This window comes from Streptomyces sp. NPDC002513, assembly GCF_053595355.1.
In genome coordinates this window covers 30,014-50,187 of sequence record NZ_JBSFXK010000043.1, presented here as the reverse complement: position 1 = coordinate 50,187, position 20,174 = coordinate 30,014, and the positions used below count along the sequence as shown (strand labels likewise).

General features: G+C 71.9%; 19 protein-coding genes, 1 tRNA gene and 1 pseudogene. 9 read left to right on the top strand and 12 right to left on the bottom strand.

Features of this window, described 5'->3' with window-relative positions; translation table 11 throughout:
• Positions 1-58 precede the first annotated feature (58 nt).
• Both ACWD5Q_RS24975 and ACWD5Q_RS24970 read right to left on the bottom strand, forming a co-directional pair.
• The gene (locus ACWD5Q_RS24975; RefSeq protein WP_451429260.1) at positions 59-424 is read right to left on the bottom strand and encodes a hypothetical protein; all 366 of its coding nucleotides are present in this window, start codon (positions 422-424) and stop codon (positions 59-61) included.
• Positions 425-859: 435 nt separating this feature from the next.
• A complete protein-coding gene (locus ACWD5Q_RS24970; protein WP_451429259.1) occupies positions 860-1,417 on the bottom strand; it encodes a DUF3291 domain-containing protein in 558 nt (185 codons plus the stop codon).
• Between the two features lie 384 nt (positions 1,418-1,801).
• Here ACWD5Q_RS24970 and ACWD5Q_RS24965 point away from each other — a divergent pair.
• The 4 genes and pseudogenes from ACWD5Q_RS24965 to ACWD5Q_RS24950 form a co-directional block, all read left to right on the top strand.
• Positions 1,802-1,933 (top strand): annotated as a pseudogene (locus tag ACWD5Q_RS24965) (aminoglycoside phosphotransferase); the annotation flags it as partial.
• Positions 1,934-2,327: 394 nt separating this feature from the next.
• The gene (locus tag ACWD5Q_RS24960) at positions 2,328-2,684 is read left to right on the top strand and encodes a hypothetical protein (RefSeq protein ID WP_451429258.1); all 357 of its coding nucleotides are present in this window, start codon (positions 2,328-2,330) and stop codon (positions 2,682-2,684) included.
• Positions 2,685-2,686: 2 nt separating this feature from the next.
• Positions 2,687-3,076: a tail fiber domain-containing protein gene (locus tag ACWD5Q_RS24955; RefSeq protein ID WP_451429257.1), complete on the top strand. Its 390-nt coding sequence runs from the start codon at positions 2,687-2,689 to the stop codon at positions 3,074-3,076.
• 197 nt (positions 3,077-3,273) lie between these two features.
• Positions 3,274-3,966, top strand: a complete 693-nt coding sequence (locus ACWD5Q_RS24950; protein ID WP_451429256.1) for a 2OG-Fe(II) oxygenase — start codon at positions 3,274-3,276, stop codon at positions 3,964-3,966.
• Between the two features lie 127 nt (positions 3,967-4,093).
• Here the strand turns inward: ACWD5Q_RS24950 and ACWD5Q_RS24945 are convergent, their stop codons facing one another.
• Genes ACWD5Q_RS24945 through ACWD5Q_RS24930 form a run of 4 tightly spaced genes read right to left on the bottom strand, consistent with a single transcriptional unit; the run spans position 4,094 to position 9,201 of the window.
• A complete protein-coding gene (locus ACWD5Q_RS24945) occupies positions 4,094-5,446 on the bottom strand; it encodes an AAA domain-containing protein (RefSeq protein WP_451429255.1) in 1,353 nt (450 codons plus the stop codon).
• Positions 5,443-7,131: a hypothetical protein gene (locus tag ACWD5Q_RS24940; protein WP_451429254.1), complete on the bottom strand. Its 1,689-nt coding sequence runs from the start codon at positions 7,129-7,131 to the stop codon at positions 5,443-5,445. The genes ACWD5Q_RS24945 and ACWD5Q_RS24940 overlap by 4 nt, the downstream gene beginning before the upstream one ends.
• Positions 7,122-8,306: a hypothetical protein gene (locus ACWD5Q_RS24935; RefSeq protein WP_451429253.1), complete on the bottom strand. Its 1,185-nt coding sequence runs from the start codon at positions 8,304-8,306 to the stop codon at positions 7,122-7,124. The genes ACWD5Q_RS24940 and ACWD5Q_RS24935 overlap by 10 nt, the downstream gene beginning before the upstream one ends.
• A complete protein-coding gene (locus tag ACWD5Q_RS24930; protein ID WP_451429252.1) occupies positions 8,218-9,201 on the bottom strand; it encodes a phosphatase PAP2 family protein in 984 nt (327 codons plus the stop codon). The genes ACWD5Q_RS24935 and ACWD5Q_RS24930 overlap by 89 nt, the downstream gene beginning before the upstream one ends.
• A 239-nt stretch (positions 9,202-9,440) precedes the next feature.
• On the opposite strand from ACWD5Q_RS24930, the gene ACWD5Q_RS24925 reads away from it, so the two are divergent.
• Complete coding sequence (locus ACWD5Q_RS24925; RefSeq protein ID WP_451429251.1) at positions 9,441-10,037, top strand: histidine phosphatase family protein; 597 nt, start codon at positions 9,441-9,443, stop codon at positions 10,035-10,037.
• A gap of 53 nt (positions 10,038-10,090) precedes the next feature.
• Here ACWD5Q_RS24925 and ACWD5Q_RS24920 read toward each other — a convergent pair whose 3' ends face one another.
• Entirely contained in the window at positions 10,091-11,560 is a 1,470-nt protein-coding gene (locus tag ACWD5Q_RS24920) for a hypothetical protein (protein WP_451429250.1), read from the bottom strand.
• Between the two features lie 299 nt (positions 11,561-11,859).
• Between ACWD5Q_RS24920 and ACWD5Q_RS24915 the strand changes: the two genes are divergently transcribed.
• The gene (locus tag ACWD5Q_RS24915) at positions 11,860-12,294 is read left to right on the top strand and encodes a hypothetical protein (RefSeq protein WP_451429249.1); all 435 of its coding nucleotides are present in this window, start codon (positions 11,860-11,862) and stop codon (positions 12,292-12,294) included.
• An 84-nt stretch (positions 12,295-12,378) separates the two neighbouring features.
• Entirely contained in the window at positions 12,379-13,245 is an 867-nt protein-coding gene (locus tag ACWD5Q_RS24910; protein ID WP_451429248.1) for a spermidine synthase, read from the top strand.
• Between the two features lie 200 nt (positions 13,246-13,445).
• Here the strand turns inward: ACWD5Q_RS24910 and ACWD5Q_RS24905 are convergent.
• The 4 genes from ACWD5Q_RS24905 to ACWD5Q_RS24890 form a co-directional block, all read right to left on the bottom strand.
• A tRNA-His gene (locus ACWD5Q_RS24905) sits at positions 13,446-13,518 on the bottom strand.
• Between the two features lie 110 nt (positions 13,519-13,628).
• Positions 13,629-14,231: an oligoribonuclease gene (gene orn / locus ACWD5Q_RS24900; RefSeq protein WP_451429247.1), complete on the bottom strand. Its 603-nt coding sequence runs from the start codon at positions 14,229-14,231 to the stop codon at positions 13,629-13,631.
• A gap of 164 nt (positions 14,232-14,395) precedes the next feature.
• Positions 14,396-15,652, bottom strand: a complete 1,257-nt coding sequence (locus tag ACWD5Q_RS24895; RefSeq protein ID WP_451429246.1) for a helix-turn-helix domain-containing protein — start codon at positions 15,650-15,652, stop codon at positions 14,396-14,398.
• 378 nt (positions 15,653-16,030) lie between these two features.
• Entirely contained in the window at positions 16,031-16,423 is a 393-nt protein-coding gene (locus ACWD5Q_RS24890) for a hypothetical protein (RefSeq protein WP_451429245.1), read from the bottom strand.
• A gap of 491 nt (positions 16,424-16,914) precedes the next feature.
• On the opposite strand from ACWD5Q_RS24890, the gene ACWD5Q_RS24885 reads away from it, so the two are divergent.
• Positions 16,915-17,442 (top strand): universal stress protein, encoded by a 528-nt coding sequence (locus tag ACWD5Q_RS24885; protein WP_451429244.1) that lies wholly within the window; start codon positions 16,915-16,917, stop codon positions 17,440-17,442.
• Between the two features lie 196 nt (positions 17,443-17,638).
• Positions 17,639-18,205 (top strand): GPR1/FUN34/YaaH family transporter, encoded by a 567-nt coding sequence (locus ACWD5Q_RS24880; RefSeq protein ID WP_451429243.1) that lies wholly within the window; start codon positions 17,639-17,641, stop codon positions 18,203-18,205.
• Between the two features lie 117 nt (positions 18,206-18,322).
• On the opposite strand, the gene glmS is transcribed toward ACWD5Q_RS24880, so the two are convergent.
• A complete protein-coding gene (gene glmS / locus ACWD5Q_RS24875) occupies positions 18,323-20,140 on the bottom strand; it encodes a glutamine--fructose-6-phosphate transaminase (isomerizing) (protein WP_451429242.1) in 1,818 nt (605 codons plus the stop codon).
• Between the last annotated feature and the right edge of the window lie 34 nt (positions 20,141-20,174).

Here is a 20,174-nt window from a genome sequence, read left to right as displayed (position 1 = left end):
GAGTATCGTGCCGCCGCATATGCCAGAAGATCATTCGGCCACGTGGTGCGGCGGACGCTCAGCCCAGGCTCTCCGGGCCGTTGCTCTCCGCGCCCTGCAGCAGGTCCTGCCCGAACTCCACCATCTTCTTCGCGTAGTCCTCGGTCCACTCCGCCCGCTCGGCGATGGCCGCCGGGGTCAGCCGGTCGAAGCGGCGCGGATCGGCGAGCTGGGCGGCGGCGATCGCCTGGTACTCCACCGCACGGTCCGCGGCGGCACGGAACGCCTGTGCCAGCTCGGTCGACCGCGCGAGCAGCGCCCGCGGGTCGTCGATCGATTCCAGGTCGAAGAAGTGCTCCGGGTCGGAGGCCGCTTCCTCGGGCTCGAAGAGCAGGGGCGCGGGGCGTAGCCGCGGCTCGTTCCGACGCGGCGTGGGCTCCGCCATGTCTTCTCCTCCTCGTAGGGTCGGGGTGGCTCCCTCCACGGGGAGGGTGGGCCACCGTCCATTGTCGCGCGGCGCCGCAAGAGCGCGGGACCGGGCATAAAGCACCCGCTCGTGCTCCGCGCGCCGCACGGCTCCGAGGGTCTCAAGGCCGCAGGCCCGAGCGATGTTCCCCGCTGCGCGGACGCGAACCGGGGTGCCAACTCGGCCAGCCGCTCACCGAGCCATGACGCCGCCTCCCTCGCCTCATCCCAGGTGCCCCGTACCGATGAGCGGGGCTTGAGGAGCCAGTACGCCGTTTCGATCGGCGGAAGATCCAGTCCATCCCCGTCACGGATGGCGCAACGCAGCTCCCCTTCTCGTTGCCCGAGCGGCTCCCTGTTCGCCGTCGTTCAATCGAGGCGTTTGACAGCGAACCCAGTCGTTCAGGCTTCCTTGTCAGCGAACCTGGTCGCTCTTCGGCCCGATGCCTTCGATCCTGGTCGGAGTTCCGTCCGGGGCGAACGAGTGGTGGAAGGTGAAGGCGTGCGGTGCGGAGCCGTGGTCGTGGAGGTGCTCCAGCCTGGAAACCCCGTCCCGCCAGGTGGGTATCACGCCGTCGGAGACCCACCAGAACACGTAATTCGGGTGCCCTGTCCTCTCGAACCAGTCGTAACGCCTGTTCAGCGCCGCACGGTGCAGACCGGTGTAGACGGCGTCGAAGGCGGGGCGCAGGTCGGTCCAGAGTGAGAGGGTCGCGGCCAGGGCAGTGGTTTCCACCGTACGGCCCTTGCCGTACCAGGTCGGTACGGCGAACTCTCCCCATGCACCCCAGTCCGCCTCGAAGAGCATGCCCCGGTCACCGTCTGCCGCTTCAGCACGTGCGAGGTATCCGGGGTGCTGACTGACCTTTCGGTAGACGGCCTCACCAATGTCGTAGAACTCGCGCGTGAGAGGTGCGTGATCGGCGAGAGGTGACTTGAGGACGCCGAATGTGTACAGAGCAAGATGGGGCATGCGTCTCTCCCTGGTTGGGGCTGCCTGGCGTGGACCCGGTTCGGTGGCTTACGCATGGGGGCGAGGGTGCGTGGGGCATGACCGACTCATCCCGTCGCGGGTGGCTCAGCCTGAAGGAACCCCTGTGCGACCGTGGGCGACCACCGAAGTCCAGGTGAAGGTAGCTGCCTCTGCGGGCCATGTCGAAGTTGCGGTTTCCCTGTCCACGTGGCCTCTTGCGCAGGTCCTTGCGGGAACTGGGGCGGTGGCGCTGCCTGCCGCCGTGGAAGTCCGCATCGGCCCAGCACATGCCGAGAAGCAGCATCGACAACCCCGCTCAAGCCGGTGTGCCGGGGCGACGCCAGCGGCGTTGTCGGCGTCGACTGGGTTGGATGACGCAGCGACATGACCATGCGCGATGACCGGGTGGACGTGACCACCGAAATCGTTGCGACCTTGATCCAGGAACAGTTCCCTCAGTGGAGCGGCAAGGCGATCCAACTCCTGTCGTCGACCGGGACGGTCAACGCCATCTTCCCGAGACGGGACATGACCGATTGCCGCTGAAGATTGACCAAAGCCCAGTTCGTGCCGTCGAGCCTTGACCGACCGAGTCAGCGCCCCGGCCGTCAGCTCACCCGATGGAAGGCATCTTCGATCGTCGCGCAGTATCGCCGGCCGGGCGTCCTTACAGTCTGCGTGTCGTCCGGATGAGACGGCATCCGTCGCTGACACAGGGGAGTGGGACGTGAGGTCTTCGGGGCGTATGGCTGTCTCGGCAATGGCCGTGGCTATGGCGGCGCTGGGAGTAGGAAGTGGTGCTCCCGCGTCCGCGGCCCCTACAGCGGCGCCGTCGTGCAGCGGGGCGGAATGCACCAGTCTGAAGCCGACCAGGCTCACGGCCAGCCAGGCCAGCCTGAATGTCACCCAGATGCAATTGGAGAACATCAACGCGATGGCGTCCGACGCGGTGACCGGGGAGCCCATTCGCGGCGCGAAGATCGTGTTCGCCACCATGGGCGGCAGGACGCTGGGGACGGCCTATACGGATTACGACGGCATCGCTGCGATCGCTGCTCCGGAGAACCTGGGCCCCGGAACCCTCCAGGAACTGCTGGGCGGCTACGAAGCCGCAATGGTCGGCGACGGCGTTCACGCCCCGGCCGGGGCCCACGGAGCGATCACGATCGGCACCGACCAGGGCCCCGGTGTCCCGGGCGCCCCATGCGCCGTCTGCAGCGATCGTGCGCTCAAGCAGGACGTGGTCCCGGTCGACTGGAGCCGGTAGCGGTGCGGATCTTCCGTCGGCGGTCCCGGGCGGCTGACCGCGACGCCCCGGCACGGCCTCCGGTCCAGGCGCGGGAGAGCAGCGGTGCGGCACCGGCCGGCCCGGTCAACGGCTACGCGGTCCTGGAGACCGTGGCCGCGCTGCCCGTCAGCACCTGGCGCTACATCTGGGAGCCCGAAGGTGTGCGTCACCTGGGACCGATGGCCCAGGACTGGCATGCCGCCTTCGGCTTCAACCAGGACGACACCACCATCCCCGTCGTCGACGGCCTCGGCGTCGCCCTGGTGTGCATCCAGGCGCTGCACCGCCGCGTGGAAGAACTCACGGTCGAAGTGGATCGTCTGCGAGAAGCCGCGAGCGTGAAGAGCGTGAACACGCCCGGGGCCGCGTGACGACTCCGGACGGCCTGCTGTGATGCTCCAGCGCTCGGCCGGGAAGGTCAGCCGCCTCCCTCGCCGAGCCGCGGCCCGCGTGGTCGCCATCCCTTTCCCTCAGAAGGCTGGGGGAGTCGGTCCCTGCGGAACGCTCATCGCGATCCAGAAGGCACAACACCATGACAAGGCAGGACACCTTGGCACGACACGACACCGTGACGGGACCATCCCAGGCGATGGATCTGCGGTCACCGGTGTGCACGGACGCGGTCTGGCGGCTTCCGGTGACGGTCTGTCGCATCACCCAGTTCCTGGGTGAGCAGACGGCTGGCGCCCTACTGGAGCGCGCCATCGCCTCTGCCGGCGACACGTTGAAGCCCTCCATGATCCGAGACCGAGAGGTGGTCCCCGACTTTCGCCGGTCCCGCTCGCGCCATGACTTCGCCGCGCCTGAGCTGATGGCAGCCATCGACGAGGTGCTGGAGGCGGTCGAGCACACTCTCGGAGTCTCCTGTCAGTACACCGAACCCAGCTACAGCCTCAACGCGCACAACGACGGCGACTTCTACCGGCCGCACCAGGACACCAGCGCCGAGTTCGCCCCCCGACGTCTGCTCACGTTCGTGTACTACCTGCATCGCACGCCCCGGCCTTTCGAGGGGGGCGAGCTGCGTGTGTTCGACGCAGCCCTGCCATTGCACACCGAGACAGCCGGGAGATGGCAGGAACGCACCTGGCGGGACTGGGAGCCCGAGCACGACAGCATCGTGTTCTTCCTCCCCACCGCCTGGCATGAGGTACGGCCGGTCAGCTGCCCGAGCAAGCAGCACGCGGACAGCCGCTTCGCCATCAACGGCTGGCTGTGCAGCCCCGACCCCGCGAACCGTGGGAATGACGCGAGCCCGTGAGACGCATCGTCCCCGAGTCCGACCGACGGGACGCGTCCCGTCGGTCGGACTCGTTCGAGGCGAGGTCACGTGAGCTCCCGGGACTGTGCGCGAGCGTCCGGCGGGTGGGGGAGGGGGCTTCTCTGCGCTACGGCCGCCACGACACCCGATGGTCGGACAGGTGATCGTATGTGGTCATCATCGCCTCCCAGCCGTCCGGGAACTTCATCGTCACCCCGAGCTGCACCGGCTCGGTCGAGGGGTGGTCGTCCAGCAGCTCCGTCACTCCCGCCCGGCACACCACGATGCACGCGTGCCGGTGCCGGGACGCCAGTACGCACAGCCGCCCGGTCTCCAGGTGGAACGCCGTCGCGTCCGGTCTTCCCGACAGCGGGTGCAGCACCACCGTCACGTCGAACTCCCGGCCCTGGAGCCGGTTGGCCGTGTCCACCGTCACCTCCGCCACCCCGAGGTCCGCCAGCGCGGAGCGCACCGCCGCCGCCTGGTCGCGGTGCGCCGTGCCGACGGCGATCCGGTCCGCGGTCAGCGGCACCGGCTCCGCGGCCCGCTCCGAGACAGCCGCCCCGCCCCGGTCCAGCAGCCGCCGTACGACCGTCGCGACCGCCCGCACCGCCTCCGGGTCCGTGCGCGGGGTGTGCCCGGCGGGCAGTTCCAGGAGTCCCCAGCCGCTCTCCGCCGCCTCGTCGATCACCCGGTCGGGACCCGAGCCGTCCGAGGGCACGCCGAACGACAGCCTCCGGTCCCCGTGTTCCGTACCGCTGCGGAACGGGGTGTACGGATAGAACGCGTCCGACACCAGCGGCGCCGCCGACGCCGGCAGCCGCCATGACACCGGCAGCCGGTGCTGCGGCAGCTCGGGGTTGTGGGCCAGGAGTGTGGTCACGGCCGACGCAGACGGGTCGTACGACAGACCGGCCCACTGCTCCGCACCCACGATCGCGAACGGGTCGAGCTGGCCCGGATCGCCCACGAACAGGGCCCGTTCGAACAGCCCCGCCACCGCCAGCAGCGCGTCCGAACGCATCTGGTACGCCTCGTCGACGATCGCGTGCCGCCACGGCTCGACATCCTTGACGTGCGCCCATTTGGCGGCGGTCGAGATGACGACGTCCAGACCCGTCAGATCCTTCGCCTTCGCCGACTTGCGGACGTTCGGCAGATCGTCGAGGGCCTTGTCGTAGGGGTCCGGATCGCTGCTGTGCAGCCGGCCGACCGGGAGGCTGGAGTCCTTCTCCGCCAGTCGCAGCACCAGGTCGTCCACCTGTGCGTTGGTCTGGGCGATGACCATCAGCGGACGCCCGGCGGAGGCGAGTTCGAGCGCGGCCCGCACGACGAGCGTCGACTTCCCGGCACCCGGCGGCGAGTCGACGACGACCCCGCGGTGCCCGCCGTGCAGCGTGTCCCGCAGGATCGCCTCGGTGGCCCGGGTGGCCGCGGTCCCGGGATCGAAGGCCCCGCCCGGCCGGGCGAACACGGTCACAGCACGTCCTCCTCGGTCACCGGGTCCGGCCGGGGCGACGCGTCGGCCTCGCCCGGCGGCCCGCCGTGGGTCCAGGGTGTCTCCTCCGGCTCCGGCAGCTTCGCCCCGCCGCGCTGTTCGTGCTCGAACAGCGTGAAGCAGACGCGGTCGCCCTTCTCCGGCACGGATCCGGCCTCCGGCTCCTTGCCGCGGCCCATCTTGTCGACGATGCGCAGGACCATGAAGGCGCTCTCGGCGCCGTCTCCGCCGTGTCCCCGGCCGTCGCCGTCCACGTCCTCGCGGCCCGCGTCCTCGGGTCCCTCAGCCCCGGCGAACTCGGCCCCGGCGAAGTCGACTCCGACGAACTCGGCCGCCTGCGGCTTTCCGCCCAGCGAGCGGTACACCTTCACGCGCTCCCCGAGATGCGGCCGGTCCTCGGTCCGTACGGTCACCAGCGGGCGGGGGCTCGGACGCTTGCCCTCGCTGTACGTCATCACGACATCCGTGACCTCGCCCGCGAACGCCTCCCCGGCCAGGCGCCGCCCGGCCATCACCAGCGGGTCGTCCAGCGCCTCCTGGGCGTCCAGCCGGGCCTGTTCGCGCTCGCGCGTGGCGAGCTTGTTCGCCGCGGTGACCGCGTCGTCGCGGCGCGGCTGGGGCGGCTCCCCGGCGGCGACCCGGTCCCGGTGGCCGGTGAACGACCAGCGGTCACGGGTCCACCGCTCCTCGACATGCGCGCCCTCCGGCAGCGCGCGCAGCAGATCGAGCCCGCGCCACACGGCATCCCACGTCGGACGCGTACGGCTCGCCACCAGCGCCCGGATCTCTCCCTCGGCGGCGCCGAGTTCACCGAGCCGGTCGTCCGCCTCGACGCCGTCCTCGGCGGCGGCGAGCCGGGTCCGCGCACGGTCGTAGCGCTCGATGGCGGGGGCGAGCAGCTTGTTGTCGAAGGCCGGGTCGGTGGCGGGTCCGGCCGGCGGGCACAGCAACTGGCCGTCCGCGTCCCGCGCCAGCTCGGCCCGCAGCGCCGCGTCCGCGCCCCAAGTGCCCTGCGGCGGGTCGATCCAGGCCAGCAGCGCGCCCAGGTGCTGGTCCTCCAGGCTCGACTGCCCGGTCGTCCAGTGCCGCGCCAGCACCTCGGTGAGGGCGAGCAGCAGCGAGGAGCCGGGCACCCGGGCGCGCTCCCCGAAATGGGTGAGCCAGCGCCCGAGAAGCGGCACCCGCGGGGGCGCCGGATACGGGGTCTCGGGGTCCTGCTCGGCCGTGCGGCGGAACCGCATGGAGCGCCCCAGGAGCCGTACGAAGTCGATGCCCGCCCGGCTCGGCACGATCAGCTGCGGGGCGTCCGCGCACAGCTCGACCTCGACCTTGACCCGCTTGCCGGTCCCGGGATCGGTCTCGGTGCGCTCGGCGGCCTCGACCGCTTCGGCGTACCCGTCGACGTAGGGCAGGACGATGTCGGCGAGGGCGGCGAGGAACGCGAACCTGAGGTCGCGGTCGCGCGGCTGGGGCACCACGAGCAGCCGGGGAGTGTCCCGGTCGGTGCCGACGAGCGCGCCGAGCGGCGCCCCGGCCTCGCCGGCGGTGGTGAGCGGAACCAGGACGAGGGGGCGCTCGGACAGATGCCGGTGCCGGACGGTGGCGGCGGGCTGGGCGTGCCCGGACCGCACGGCCTCCAGACGGGCGAGGGTGGCGATCAGCGACATGCGGCGTCCTTCCCGGCCCCGAGCGCCTCGGCGCGCAACTGTGCCGCCCGGCGCAGGGCCGCCACCGCCGGGTCGTCCGGGTCCCCGGCCGTCCCGTGGGCGGCGGCCAGGACGTCGTCCACCGTCGCGAGGCCGCCCAGCTCGGCGCGCAGCGACCGCCCGTAGGACGTCACCGCGCCCTGCGCGCGAGACCGGGCGCGGCAGTGGAAGGCCATGTCACAGGCGGCCAGGCACTCGGGCGCGTAGGTCGCCGGGACCGACTCGACGGCGGCCGCCAGCTCCTCCTGGGGCAGGTCCGGCGCGAAGCACGTGCCCTCGGGGAGGGTGTCCGCGATCTCCTCGACACGGGTGAGGCGGGCGAGCTGGCGGCGGGTGACCGCGCGCTGCTTGCGGATGTCGACCGGGGCGGCGGCGGGCAGATTGGAGAAGTCCTTGGGACACACAAGGAGAATCCGGTGCCGTACTACAGGCACGGGGGTGCCCTCGGACCCGCTGATACGGGCAGCGACCTCCTCCAGTGCCAGCACGTAGACCGCGGCCTGGCGGGCGGCGGCGCCGACCTTCGCCGGGTCCGCCGAACCGTCGAGCAGGGGAAAGGACTTGATCTCCACGACGGTCCAGCTTCCGTCGGGGTGAACGACGACCGCGTCCGGTTCCAGGAACGCGGGGGAGCCCGCCACGTCCAGGGCGAGCATCGGGTGGTCGAGCAGCGTCCAGGTGCGGGCCTCGACGGCCTCGCGCAGCGCCAGTGCCGTACGGGCGGTGCGGCCCTCGGGGCCGACGGCGGTGAGGTCGGGGACGAGGGCCCCGTCCGGCGCCGCGGCGGCCGGGTCCAGCTTCTCGTGCACCAGCCGGAGCAGCTCCGCGCCGCCGTCCGCCTTGACCCGGGCCTCGAAGGCGTTGCCCCGTGTGAAGGCGAACTGTGACTGTCCGAACGCCGACGGCGCGCCGAGCGCACGCGCCAGCGCCGCCTTGTCCACCCCCGCGCCGTCCAAGAGCGCGCGCCGGCTGCACCCGGGGTTCGCGGCGAGCGCGGCGAGGGCGCGCGCGTCGAGCGCCTTGGGCGGTACGGAGGCGCCGCGCAGGTCAGCGAGTCTTTCCCAGGCTCTCGGCTTCGCTCGGGCCGGGGACAGCCCAAGCCGCAGTGCCGTCCCGCGCGTGTGCGGGGGAGGCACCCGGCTCGGCTCCCGGACCGGTGGGGGAGGTGCGCTGTCGGGGAATTCGCTCACTCGTCGAAGTCTGGCATCCGGCACTGACAATCGAGGAACCCGCGGCCCCTGGGGCAGCCGTGACGGGGGCGGAGCGCGCCCGCAGCCGGGTCCTGACCGCGTCCACGACCCGCGCCAGCGGCCGGGAGAGCAGGAAGCCGGCGCCCATGACGGCGACGCCCGCGACCGCGTCGAGGAAGTAGTGGTTCGCGGTGCCCATCACGACCAGCGCGGTCAGCAGCGGATAGGCGATGCCCGCCGCCTTCGCCCAGCGGGTGCGGCCGTGGCGCCACAGCATCACGCCGCACCACAGCGCCCAGCCGACGTGCAGGCTCGGCATCGCCGCGTACTGGTTCGTCATGCCGCCCAGCCCCCGCGGCGCGCTCGCCTCGCCGCCCCACCAGCCGTAGGAGCTGTACTGGGCCATGGTGTCGACGAAGCCGTACCCCGGAGAGAGCAGGCGGGGCGGACAGGTGGGCAGCAGCGTGAAGCCGATCAGGCCGATGAACGTCGACGTCATCAGCCAGGTGCGGGCCGCGCGGTAGTGCTCCGCGCGGCGTCTGAAGAGCCACACCAGGAGCGCTGGGGTCACCAGGTAGTGCAGCGAGGCGTACCAGAAGTCGGCCGGTATGCCGAGCCATGCCGCGCTGGTGAAGAGACGGTTCAGCGGGTGCTCGGCGTTGATGTGGAGCAGCTTCTCCAGGCGCAGGATCGCCAGGCCGTGGTCGACGGCGTCGGAGACGTCACCCCGGGCGAGCAGTCGGCCGGCGGAGTACGAGCCGTACACCAGGAGGAGCAGGGGCAGTTCGGTCCACCAGCGCAGCCGGGTCGCCCCGGCGCCTGGTGTCTCGGCCTGCGGCATCCGATTCGCCCTCCCCCTTCAGAGCTCCGACGAAAACAGGCGCCCGGCTCGCATTCTGTTCGGAACTCTCACTCTGCGACGGCCCCGGCCGTCCGGCCGTGCCACCTTACGGTGTCCGCGGGCGCCCAGGTGGGGCGGCCCCGGCTCTCAATGACGCAGGGATCGGCCCCCGGGTTGCCCGGGAGCGGGGTGGGAGATGATGGGGGGACCCCTGTGGATTCCTCCCGGAAAGGTCCCTCATGGCACCGCGCATCCTGCTGGCCCGGCACGGACAGACGCACTGGTCGCTGTCCGGCAAGCACACCGGCAGGACGGATGTGCCGCTTCTGGAGGAGGGGCGGCGGGGCGCCAAGCTCCTGGGCGAGCGGCTGCACCGGGCGCCGTTCGACGGGCTGCCCGGCGTCGAGGTGCGCACGAGTCCGCTGGTACGCGCGCGTGAGACGTGCGAGCTGGCCGGGTTCGGCGACCGGGCGAGCGCCTGGGACGCGCTGATGGAGTGGGACTACGGGGCGTACGAGGGGATGACGCCGGCCGGGATACAGGCGATCCGGCCGGGCTGGTTGATCTGGCGCGACGGTGTCCCGGAGGGGGAGAGCCTGTCCGAGGTCACTGCACGCGCGGACGAGGTCGTGGCCTGGGCCCGTGCGGCGGACCGTGACGTCCTGGTCTTCGCCCACGGCCACATCCTGCGGTCCGTAGGGGCGCGCTGGCTGGGCCTGCCGCTGGACTTCGCCGCGCGGATCAGGCTCAACCCCACGTCGTTGTCGGTGCTGGGGTGGGCGTACGGGGAACCGGCGATCGAGTCCTGGAACGACTGCGGCCATCTGACGGTCTGAAGGGCGGCAGCGCACGGCCGGGGGCCGCGGCGCGGCCGTGCGACGGCCGCCCTTCAGACCGTGCGGGGCAGGCTCGCGTGCCGGTCGAGGAACGCCGACACCCCCGATGCCCGCCGGTGCGGCAGCAGCACCCTCGCCGTGCCCGCCAGCATGGTCTGGACCCGGGACGACTGGACCTGGTCCAGGAGGTCCAGTACGCGCGTACCCGCCTGGGCCGCCTCGTCGGGGTGGCCGCCGCGGGCCAGGTCGTCGGCCAGCTCCGCGGTGTACAGGGCGATGTTCCGGGAGAAGTGCGGATTCTGCAGGTGCGCGGCGCGCCGGGCGTGCCGGGCCGCGCGCGGCCAGTCACCCAGCGCCGACCAGCACTGCGCCTCCAGGCCCTCCAGCTCGGCCTCTCCGTAGAAGGTCATCCACTCGGGGTCGGCGTCCGACGTCCCCCGCGCGAACAGGGCCTGCGCCCGGGCCAGCGCATGCTCGCAGCCCGCCCGGTCCGTGAGCCCCGCCCAGCCGCCCGCCTCCCGCAGCGCCAGCAGCGACATCAGGCGGTGCGAGCCGAGCGGACGGGCGGCGCGCTGGGCCGCCTGCGCCGCCCGTACGGCCTCCCGGGGCCGGCCCGCGTCGCGGGCGAGGAACGCCGTGTTGCAGAAGGCGTGCGCCTCCAGGGCCGGGTCCTCGGACATCCGTGCGGTGGCCAACGCCTCCGCGTAGTGCGAGCGGGCGTCGTCGAAGCGGCCCGAGTCGTGCGCCAGCCAGCCCACCGAGATGGCCAGTTCACCCGCGCCCGCGTACAGCCGCTCGGTGACCGCCCGCCGGGAGGTGCCCGCGTCGAGCAGCGCGTACGCGGCCCGCAGGGGAGCCGTCGCGCGTCGGTAGAGGCCGTCCGCGCCGTGCCGGTCGTCGAGCAGTCTGATCCGGTGTACGGCTTCCTCGAGCGCGCTCGCCTCGGACGTGCCGGCACGGTGGACGGGGCGTTCGGCGGCCGCTGCCGAGCCGCCGAAGGGGAGCCCGAGCGGGCTCAGGGAGGCGGCCGCCACGGTGGCGGTGCCCCCGGTCATGAATGCGCGACGCTGCACGTCGCTCTCCTCGTGGTTCTGTTCGTCGTCCGGGCGTGTGCCGGACTCGTGCGTTCCGTGGATGGCTCGGGTGTCCCGCAGGGCATACGTCTCACACGCCCTCGGGGTCTCACTGGGAGCATGGGGGTCGCTGCCGGGGCACGCGGGGGGCGCTTCCTCTTCGGTGCGCGCCCCCCGGCCGCGTACCGAAGAGCGGGGGGCGAACCCCAGGTCTACGAGCGTGCGACCGGGGAACATATGGAGGAACACCCGTTCGTAGGCGTAGTTGGGGCAGCGGATCTCACCGGCCTCCACGCGACCGATGTAACGAGCGTCACAGCTGACCCGCTCGCCGATCTCGCGTGCGGCGCGCCGCACCGCCGCGGCGAACTCGCCCGGCGAACGCGGTCCGCGCAGGTGCCGGAAGGCGAGGTTCGGCCGCGGTGGCCTGGGGAACTGGGGCGAACTCATGGCCGGGCCCTCTCGTGCGAACCGTCGAACCATGCCGGATTCAGAATGACTTGTCCGTGTGGTGCAAGTTGGCTCCGTGTGTCCGGCGGTGCAAGAAAGTACCTGCCTTCCGGGGGCCGTCATGCACGGTTTGCCTGCAAACCGGATATCTCGTGCGCGATCTGCCATGAACTGCCATCCTTGACGGCGGTGTTGTGCCGTTGCCGTTGACGTTCCACCGCGTTGAACCGTGTGGACCGGGAGCCGCCCGAACTCCCGACCCAACTCACCGTCGAGGACGGGTTCCGTTGGAGGCCGGGATGCAGACCAGGCAGAGCACCGAATTCCGTGGGCAGCCGTCGACCGCGCGCCCCATGCCGACGCCGGAGTGCGGCGCTCCGCCGCACCGGGCTCCCGACCTCGTGACCGTCCCGGCCCGGCAGGGCCTCGAGGCGGTCGACATCCTCCGCCGCGGCGCGGGCGACTGCGTCGGCCCCGTCCTGCACGACGGCGGCTGCGACACCCTCGGCTTCCTGGTCCCGCCGGGCACGGCGGACGGGTGGGACGTCCCGGGCAGCACCTGCACACAGACGGACGGAAGGGGCCTGAGCCTCGTCGCGGAGCAGCCCCAGGCCCAGGGCGCCGCCTGGCTGCTCCCGCCCGGCGGCGCGGAACCGGCCACGGACCCGGCCGTGCTGCGCGAGGCGCTCGGAGAGGCGGCCCGGCTGATCGAGGCCGCGGACAACTGTCGGTGAGCATGCGCGGACAGCGCGGAACCCCTCCGCGGGGCCCGCGGGCCCCGAGCGGCCGCCCCCTGCGGTTCCCCCGATAATGGCGGGATGGGGAGGTCACGGAACGCGCGGCGCGGACAGGACGCCGAAGCCGTCGTCGAGGCGGTCGACGGCGGGCTCGCCCAGCTCGTACCCGACCGGGACCGGGCGCGTGCCTGGACCCTGCTCATCGACGGCGCCCCGCAGTCGCACGTCGACCTCGACGACCCGGCCCACCTCGCCTTCGAGTACCAGCGCCGCCTCGGCCACGTCATCGACCTGGCCACCCCGCCCGGCCGGCCCGTGCAGGCCGTGCACCTCGGCGGCGGCGCCTTCACCCTCGCCCGCTACACCGCCGCCACCCGCCCCCGCTCCACCCAGCAGGTCGTCGAGCGCGACGCCCCGCTCGTCCAACTCGTACGGCGCGCCCTGCCGTTGGACCCGAACGCCCGTATACGGGTGCGTTCCACCGACGCCCGCGAAGGGCTCACGAAGGTGCCGGACGGCTGGGCGGACCTGGTCATCGCGGATGTGTTCAGCGGTGCGCGCACCCCGGCGCACCTCACCTCGGTCGAGTTCCTCACCGAGGTCCGCAGGGCACTGAAGGACGGCGGCGTGTACGCGGCCAACCTCGCCGACGGCCCGCCGCTGGCCCATCTGCGCGGCCAGATCTCGACCGCTGCGGCCGTCTTCCCCGAACTGGCGCTGGTCGCCGACCCGGCCGTCCTGCGCGGCAAGCGCTTCGGCAACGCCGTCCTGGTGGCCTCCGCCCATCCGCTGCCGGTCGCCGAACTCACCCGCCGCGCCGCCTCGGACCCGCACCCCGCGCGCGTGGAACACGGCAGGGCACTGGCCGACTTCACCGGGGGCGCGGCGGCGGTCACGGACGCGGCGGCGGTGGCGTCACCGGCACCGCCGCCCTCGGTGTTCCGCTGAGCACCGGCCAGAGGCACGCTCCGCCGACGGCAACGGAAGTCCACGGCCGGCCGGCTTTCTCCGTCGGTCCCGAGGGCGTTCACAGCGGACCGGCCCCGCTCTTCCGACAATCCGGCCGCGTCAGGCCGCCGTTTGGCCAAGCCGGGCGACCAAAAGGCCCCTGGGCTGCGTTTCCGCAGGCCAGGGGCCTTTCATGTAAGGGTGAGTGACGGGACTCGAACCCGCGACATCCTGGACCACAACCAGGTGCTCTACCATCTGAGCTACACCCACCATGACCGGTGTTTTCGGTTTCCCGCACCAGCCGAGAAAAAGTGTACAGGGTCCGAAGGGGTGCTCGCGCCATCGTTTCTCCGGGGCCCGAACGGGCCCCGGCGGGGACGCTACCGCGCGGGCACCACGTGCCGGGCCGCGATGGCGCGCGCCGTGTCCGAGTCGGGGCCCGGCTGCGGCACGAAGATCGCCTCCCGGTAGTAGCGCAACTCCGCGATCGACTCGCGGATGTCGGCCAGCGCCCGGTGGTTGCCGTTCTTCTCGGGGCTGTTGAAGTAAGCCCTCGGGTACCAGCGCCGGGCCAGTTCCTTGATCGAGCTGACGTCCACGATCCGGTAGTGGAGGTAGTCCTCCAGCGTCGGCATGTCGCGGGCCAGGAAGCCGCGGTCCGTGCCGACGGAGTTGCCGCACAGCGGCGCCTTGCCCGGTTCCTTGACGTGCTCCCGGACGTACGAGAGGACCTGCGCTTCGGCGTCGGCGAGCGTCGTGCCGGCCGCCAGCTCCTCGAGCAGCCCTGAGGCGGTGTGCATCTGACGCACCACCTCCGGCATCGTCTCCAGCGCCGCGTCCGGCGGCCGGATCACGATGTCCACGCCGTCGCCGAGTACGTTCAGCTCGGAGTCGGTGACCAGCGCGGCCACCTCGATGAGCGCGTCGTCGGACAGCGAGAGGCCGGTCATCTCGCAGTCGATCCACACCATGCGATCGTTCATGTGTCCCACCTTATGGCCCGTCCGGGCCGTGCGGACCGCCCGTGCAGGGGGGACGGCCCCAAAGAGCCCCCGGGCGGGCCGCCACCGGCACGCCGAAGGGGCGGGATGCGTGATACGTACCACGCATCCTGCCCCTCCCCGGATCCGGCCCGGCGGCGGTGTCGCTAGTGCGCGCTGCGCTGTCCCGGCAGGCTCGGGCGGCCCGCCGCGTACATCTCCGGGACATGCCTGCCCGGGTGCTCGACGTGCTTGCCGTGGTGGTCCGTGGACAGGGACGCCGCGGGACCGAGCGCGCCGGCGGCGGCCGTGCGGCGGGCGTGCACCGGAACCGGGGCGGCCTCCTGCACCACCTGCGGCGCCGTCGGTCCGCCGGGCCCGTCGGGATCCCCCGGCCGTTCGCCCTGCGGGTGGCGCGCCCGGTAGGCGGCCCGGTACGCCGCCGGCGACGAGCCGAGCTGGCGCCGGAAGTGCCCGCGCAGCGCGACCGGGGAGCGGAAGCCGCAGCGCCCGGCGACCTCGTCGACCGAGTAGTCGGAGGTCTCCAGCAGCCGCTGCGCCTGCAGCACCCGCTGGGTGATCAGCCACTGCAGCGGCGCGCTGCCGGTCAGTGAGCGGAAGCGGCGGTCGAACGTCCGCCTGCTCATGTACGCGCGCGCGGCCAAAGTCTCCACGTCGAACTGCTCGTGGAGGTGTTCCAGCGCCCAGGCGACGACCTCCGCGAGCGGGTCGGCGCCGATCTCCTCGGGTAAAGACCTGTCGAGGTAGCGCTCCTGGCCGCCGCTGCGGCGCGGCGGGACCACCAGACGCCGGGCGAGCGCGCCCGCCGCCTCGTTGCCGTGGTCCGTGCGCACGATATGGAGGCAGAGGTCGATACCGGCCGCCGTGCCCGCCGAGGTCAGGACGTCGCCGTCGTCCACGAACAGCTCGCGGGGATCGACGTGCACCGACGGATAGCGCTTGGCCAGCGTCGGCGCGTACATCCAGTGGGTGGTGGCCGGCCGGCCGTCCAGCAGTCCGGCGGCGGCCAGGACGAAGGCGCCGGTGCACAGCCCGACGATGCGGGCGCCCTCTTCGTGTGCCCGGCGCAGTGCGTCGAGCGCCTCCTCCGGCGGCGGCGAGGTGATCGAACGCCAGGCGGGCACCACGACGGTGCCCGCCCGTGAGATCGCCTCGAGCCCGTACGGCGCGGTCAGTTCCAGACCCCCTGTGGTCCGCAGCGGGCCTTCCTCTCCGGCGGCCACCAGCAGTCGGTAGCGCGGGACTCCGGCGTCCTGGCGGTCGATCCCGAACACCGAAAGCGGTATGGAACTCTCGAAGATGGGGCCGCCGCTGAACAGCAGCACCGCGACGATCTCCTTGCGGCGTCGCCCGGACAGCTTCCGGGCCGCGGCATCCGCCGTGGCAGTGGAGTCGTGGCTCATCCTGCTAAGCCCCCCTCGGTGGTCGCGGCTCCTCGGTTGTGTCGCTCCTGCACGTTTCCCCTCGGTCCTGCACGAGTCCCCCGCCGTAAGACAATCATGATCGAATTTACTGCGTTCCGCAGCGTCCGCGTGGCCAGTTCACGATCCGGCACATTGTCGACATGGCAACTTGGCGTAAAGCATTCGATCACGAAGGGTTGCACTCGTGGGCCGTGCAGGGAAGTGCGCCTCGTCCCAGTGGCCAATCCCCATAGGGTCCGGGAACCCTCCAGGACCCTTTCGGTGCAGGTCGAACCGGGAGTAGGGGGTCGTTCGACCCCCTCATGTACGGGTGCGAGAAGTTGGCTGAAAAGAAGCGGGGGCGTGCGCGGAAACCGGTCAGTCGACCGGAGTGTTCGCTCCCCTGTTCCGCCCGCCCCCACGCGCCCCCGTTCCGGCCCCGCCGTACCGGGCGGGACGGACGGCCGAGCCGGCTCCGCCGTACCCGGCGGGGCGGGGTGCGGAGCCGGCTCCGCGGTGCCGGGTGGCGCAGGGGGCGTGGTCCGCGTCCACGGCCCGTGCCGCGCCCCGCTCGGACTGCCGCAGGAGCGCGCGGCACGCCCAGGTGACCGCCGTGAGGCCCAGCGTGGCGCTGATCGCACCGGCGACCGAGGTGCCGCTCCAGACGAGGACCACGGGGACCAGGCCACAGGTGAACCAGGCCCAGCGGACGACAACGGTCGCCGTGTCCGGAGCGGAGCGGTCGCCGGGGGCGGGGCGGGGTGCGGACAACGGCGGGCTCCCTGGGGTGACGGGTCACCGGAATCAACGCGTGTCCGGGCGGTCGGTCACTGGCGTCGTTGCGTGTCCGGGCGGTCGCTCACGGGCACCCACGTCTGTTTGGCCGGCCTCTCGCGGATGCCGACGCCTGTTTGGCCGGTCCCTCACGGATACCGACGCGTGTCCGGCCGGTCGCTCACCGGTGTCACCTCCCTCGCGCGGAAGGCGGACCGTCACCCCGGTTCCAGAGTGAACCCTGAGCAAACCGCCTGTACGACCCAGCAACCATTGCGTTACAGGCGCCCCTCGTGCATGCTCTCTGGAACCCCGTGACGGGGGCTCCCTGGTTCGGGCGAAGCCCGGAACTCGGGGGGCGCGCGGGATCTGGGCGAAGGAGGCGTGCCGCCGTACCCTTGGGGGTATGGGGTTGGGAAGACGATTCCCGGACATCGCTTCGCCTCACAGAGCCGTCCCACCCACGAGGATCACACGCCGAGAAACTCATGGCCGGTCACGAATTCTTCGAACACGCAGACCGCAAGCGCCGCGTCGCCGATCCCACGGCGGCCGAGCCCTTGGCGGCGGAAGAGTCACGCCCGTCCTGCGACCCCGCCTTCAAGCACGGTGTGGTGGTCGGCTTCGACGGCTCCACCTCCAGCGAGCGCGCGCTCGCCTACGCGATCGGCATGGCCCACCGTTCCCGTTCGGGCCTGATCATCGTGCATGTCGCCAACCGGCTGCCCACCACGGTGTGGGCGGGCTGCGAGCCACCGGTCTTCGTCGACGTGCCGGACCACCGCACGGAGGTCCTCGGGCTGGAACTGGCCTGCGCGGACCATCTCGCCGAGGTGCCCTGGATCCTGGTCGAGCGCGGCGGCGACATCTGCCACGAACTCGAAGAGGTGGGGCGGGAGTACGAGGCGGACGCGATCATCGTGGGCTCCACCCAGGGCATCGTCGGCCGTCTCTTCGGCTCGGTCGCCGGCCGTCTCGCCAAGCGCGCCCGGCGCCCCGTCATCGTCATTCCCTGAGGCCTCCCGACACCGCCTCCGGGCCCCCACACCGTTCCCGACTGCCGGTCGTCTCGGGTGAGATGAGGAACCGTCACTCCCCACTCTCCTGCGCGGACGCGTGAATCTACTCGCGCGTAGAGGTGTTTGTGCCTTTGTGAAGGGCATATACCGGTCACCGCACGACCGTACGTGCAGGACAAGAAGGGAGCCCGCCGTGGACAACGACGTCTCTGCGGGAAGCACCACATCGATCGTCGGCCGACTCGCGCTGGGCATCACGCTGTTGGCCTTCGGCCTCGGAACGACCAAGGTGATCGACGGCGTGACGACGGCCGACGCCGTGTCAGTGGCCCACTACGTGGGCGGCGTCGCCCTGTTCCTCGCCGGCCTGCTCGCTTTCCGCGACCGCGACACCGCCTCGGGCACGGCCTTCACGGCGCTCGGCGCCCTGTGGTTCACCTGGGCCGTCACAGCCGGCGGCCGGATGTCCGACAACGCCGCAGGACTCTTCCTCCTGCTGTTCGCCCTCGTCGCCCTGAGCCTGGCGCTCGGAGCGGCCGGCGATGTCCTTGACCAGGGCATCTACGGCCTGCTCTGTGTCTCGCTGGTGCTGCTCGCCGTCGCGCGCCTCGCCGGCAGCGACGCGCTGGGCGAGGCCGGCGGCTGGTGCGCGGTCGCCGCGGGCGCGGTCGCCTGGTACGCGGCGACGGCCGTACTCGCCAAGTGGCCCACGTCCCTTCCGCGACGCGCTGCCGGCCGAGGGGCGACGGCCGCCGGGTGAGGCAACGCCGGGCCGGGGAAGGGCGGCCCCGGCCCTCTGAGGGAACGACCCCCTGTGCGGGTGGCGCACAGGGGGTCGTTCACGTCGTGCGAGGCGGCCGGCGGCCGAGGGGAGCCGCTACTCCACCGTCACCGACTTGGCCAGGTTCCGCGGCTTGTCGATGTCCCGGCCCAGCGCCAGCGCGGTGTGGTAGGCGAGGAGTTGCAACGGGATGCCCATCAGGATCGGGTCCAGCTCGTCCTCGTTCTTCGGGACCACGATCGTGTGGTCGGCCTTCTCCTGCTCCTGGTGGGCGACCGCGAGGATCCGGCCGCTGCGGGCCTTGATCTCCTCCATGGCCGCGCGGTTCTTCTCCAGCAGGTCGTCGTCCGGCACGATCGCGACCGTCGGCAGGGCCGGCTCGATCAGCGCCAGCGGGCCGTGCTTCAGCTCGGAGGCCGGGTAGGCCTCGGCGTGGATGTACGAGACCTCCTTCAGCTTCAGCGAGGCCTCGCGGGCCACCGGGTAGCCGCGCACACGGCCGATGAAGAGCATCGAGCGGGCGTGTGCGAACTGGTCCGCCAGCGCCTTGATCTCCTCCTCCTGCTTGAGGATCTCGGAGATCTGCTCGGGCAGCTTCCGCAGGCCCTCGATGATCCGCTTGCCGTCGCGCACCGACAGGTCCCGGGTGCGGCCGAGGTGCAGCGCGAGCAGCGCGAAGGCGACGGTGGTGTTGGTGAAGCACTTGGTGGAGACCACGCACACCTCGGGGCCGGCGTGGACGTACATGCCGCCGTCCGCCTCACGCGCGATCGCCGAGCCGACGACGTTGACGATGCCCAGCACCCGCGCGCCCTTGCGCTTCAGCTCCTGGACGGCCGCGAGGACGTCGTAGGTCTCACCGGACTGCGAGACCGCGACGTACAGCGTGTCGGGGTCCACGACCGCGTTGCGGTAGCGGAATTCGGAGGCGGGCTCGGCGTCCGCGGGGATACGGGCCAGCTCCTCGATCATCTGGGCGCCGATCATGCCGGCGTGGTACGAGGTGCCGCAGCCGAGGATCTTCACCCGGCGCACCGCGCGCGCCTCGCGGGCGTCCAGGTTGAGGCCGCCCAGGTGGACGGTGGAGAACCGGTCGTCGATCCGGCCGCGCAGCACCCGGTCCACGGCGTCCGCCTGCTCGTGGATCTCCTTGTGCATGTAGGTGTCGTGGCCGCCCATGTCGTACGACTCCGCCTCCCACTCCACGGTGGTCGGCTCGGCCGTCGTCCGGGTGCCCTCGGTGGTGTACGTGCGGAAGTCGTCGGCCTTGAGGGTGGCCATCTCGCCGTCGTCGAGGGTGACTATCTGACGGGTGTGGGCGACCAGCGCGGCGACGTCGGAGGCGACGAACATCTCCTTCTCGCCGATGCCGAGCACGACGGGGGAGCCGTTGCGGGCGACCACGATGCGGTCGGCGAAGTCGGCGTGCATCACCGCGATGCCGTAGGTCCCCTCGACGACCCGCAGTGCCTGGCGGACCTTCTCCTCCAGGGTCTCGGCCTGGGCGCGGGCGATGAGGTGGGTGAGGACCTCGGTGTCGGTCTCGGAGAGGAACTCGACGCCGTCCGCCTCCAGTTTCTTCCTGAGGTCGGAGGCGTTGTCGATGATGCCGTTGTGGACGACGGCGACCTTCAGGTCGGCCGACATGTGCGGGTGGGCGTTCACGTCGGACGGGGCGCCGTGGGTGGCCCAGCGGGTGTGGGCGATACCGGTGGTGCCCTTGAAGCGCGCGGGGACCTTGGCCTCCAGGTCGCGGACCCGGCCCTTGGCCTTGACCATCTTCAGGCCGGACGTCTTGGGGGACGTGACGACGATGCCCGCCGAGTCGTAGCCGCGGTACTCCAGCCGCTGCAGGCCCTCCAGCAGCAGCGGGGCCACATCGCGCTTACCGATGTATCCAACGATTCCGCACATATGTATCCTTAAGTCCCTTTTGTCCCCGTTGTGA

Bases quoted from the DNA above. Each gene is read 5' to 3' on its own strand.
- ACWD5Q_RS24960 (WP_451429258.1), top strand. From the start codon at position 2,328: ATGCAATTGGAGAACATCAACGCGATGGCGTCCGACGCGGTGACCGGG.
- glmS (WP_451429242.1), bottom strand. From the start codon at position 20,140: ATGTGCGGAATCGTTGGATACATCGGTAAGCGCGATGTGGCCCCGCTG.
- ACWD5Q_RS24970 (WP_451429259.1), bottom strand. From the start codon at position 1,417: ATGCCCCATCTTGCTCTGTACACATTCGGCGTCCTCAAGTCACCTCTC.
- orn (WP_451429247.1), bottom strand. From the start codon at position 14,231: ATGAACGATCGCATGGTGTGGATCGACTGCGAGATGACCGGCCTCTCG.
- ACWD5Q_RS24910 (WP_451429248.1), top strand. From the start codon at position 12,379: ATGGGGAGGTCACGGAACGCGCGGCGCGGACAGGACGCCGAAGCCGTC.
- ACWD5Q_RS24930 (WP_451429252.1), bottom strand. From the start codon at position 9,201: ATGCCGCAGGCCGAGACACCAGGCGCCGGGGCGACCCGGCTGCGCTGG.
- ACWD5Q_RS24895 (WP_451429246.1), bottom strand. From the start codon at position 15,652: ATGAGCCACGACTCCACTGCCACGGCGGATGCCGCGGCCCGGAAGCTG.
- ACWD5Q_RS24975 (WP_451429260.1), bottom strand. From the start codon at position 424: ATGGCGGAGCCCACGCCGCGTCGGAACGAGCCGCGGCTACGCCCCGCG.
- ACWD5Q_RS24885 (WP_451429244.1), top strand. From the start codon at position 16,915: ATGGCCGGTCACGAATTCTTCGAACACGCAGACCGCAAGCGCCGCGTC.
- ACWD5Q_RS24925 (WP_451429251.1), top strand. From the start codon at position 9,441: ATGGCACCGCGCATCCTGCTGGCCCGGCACGGACAGACGCACTGGTCG.
- ACWD5Q_RS24915 (WP_451429249.1), top strand. From the start codon at position 11,860: ATGCAGACCAGGCAGAGCACCGAATTCCGTGGGCAGCCGTCGACCGCG.
- ACWD5Q_RS24940 (WP_451429254.1), bottom strand. From the start codon at position 7,131: ATGTCGCTGATCGCCACCCTCGCCCGTCTGGAGGCCGTGCGGTCCGGG.
- ACWD5Q_RS24920 (WP_451429250.1), bottom strand. From the start codon at position 11,560: ATGAGTTCGCCCCAGTTCCCCAGGCCACCGCGGCCGAACCTCGCCTTC.